This is a genomic window from Acinetobacter rongchengensis, from assembly GCF_003611475.1.
Lineage (GTDB): Bacteria > Pseudomonadota > Gammaproteobacteria > Pseudomonadales > Moraxellaceae > Acinetobacter > Acinetobacter rongchengensis.
The window spans coordinates 1-1,270 of the sequence record NZ_RAXT01000152.1 but is presented as its reverse complement, the minus strand read 5'-3'; the positions used below and the strand labels follow the sequence as shown (position 1 = coordinate 1,270).

At 37.2% G+C, this 1,270-nt stretch carries 1 protein-coding gene and 1 pseudogene; both read right to left on the bottom strand.

What is annotated here, in order from left to right; all coding sequences use genetic code 11:
• Nucleotides 1–465 (bottom strand): annotated as a pseudogene (locus tag D7V20_RS20250) (DUF2931 family protein); the annotation flags it as partial.
• A 3-nt stretch (nucleotides 466–468) separates the two neighbouring features.
• Nucleotides 469–1,270: DUF2931 family protein (locus D7V20_RS20245; protein ID WP_235831685.1), on the bottom strand; the 802-nt coding region annotated here is incomplete at its 5' end.

Sequence of the window (1,270 nt, the reverse complement as noted above, 5' to 3'; positions counted from 1 at the left end):
TAAGTAATATTCATACGCACCATCCAATGGGCGTTTTTCTTTGCCTTTTTGCAAGTAAATTTCTTTGATTTTGAAATCTGCATCTAAATCTATTTTTAGTTTCGAAAACTCATATTCATAAGCGGGATGATCATTAGTACGCAATGAACGAGTTGGATAAAGTGCCTGAAAGTTTTTAAAGTATTCATTTAAATTCGGATCTTGGTAGTATGGCATATAGTCATCTACTAACCATTTTGGGATCGGAAATAAATGAATGATGATGTAATAACGTATCCCTGTTGGTTTATAGGTTACCCATGTTCCAATTTTAATCGGAGCTGCTTTTAAACGAGTTTTATCAGCGTCTAAACGATCATCAAGTATTGCAAAACGCTCCGTATTGACATATTCAGCGTAATACTCGCCTGACCACTCACCATCAGGTGCAGTGACTTCCAAATTCCATGGATATTTGGTTTGCAACGTCTAGTACCAGTCTGGACTGATTTTAAAACTGCCCTCAGTCCAACGTTTATACAATTCAGTATTTCGCTGTTTAAAGTCATCTAATGCACTTTTTACATCTTCTGCACGTATATCATTTTTCCTTAAATACTCCATATCTGCCGTTTGAGTTAGTCCAACAACCGTTGCATAATCGCCCTCAATTTTTTGCGCTTGCCATGAACCAATTTCCTCACGAATCCTAGGTCCTACTGCAAACAGAATCACCCAACCTTGTGGTGCAAAACCAATATCAAAGGTATCATATACTTTAGGTGAGCTATATTCTTCCTCATCTCCCATCCCTTTATATACCGTGGTAAATAAATGTTGGATTTTTTCCTTGGGTAAAGGTTGAATCAGTTGATAAAACTGATTATCAAAACGATCAAAAAAGGTTAAATGCAAAACTTCTGGTAAGGGTTGTTTAAAAGAATTCCCTCCTAATGGTGTTCCACCACGCCCCCAAGCACCGCTAGAGCCATCTAAAGTACGCAACCACGTCCCATCTGCCAAATAAAATGCAGTACGCATATTTTCATCGACTGGTGATTTAACAATATATGAATCCACATAAATATCTTTGCTTGAATCCTTATAACGGCCAAATACTGCTGAAGAAGTTAAAGCACCCCATTCTATTTTTTGTGGTTTATTCATAAATTGAACTCGATAGAGAGACACAACCAAAACCAGCAACACAAACCCGATGAGACACGTGAGCAAGATAAAGTTTCTTTTTGGATTGTTCTCTCTTGTTTTAATCACTGCGATTTTTCCAAAC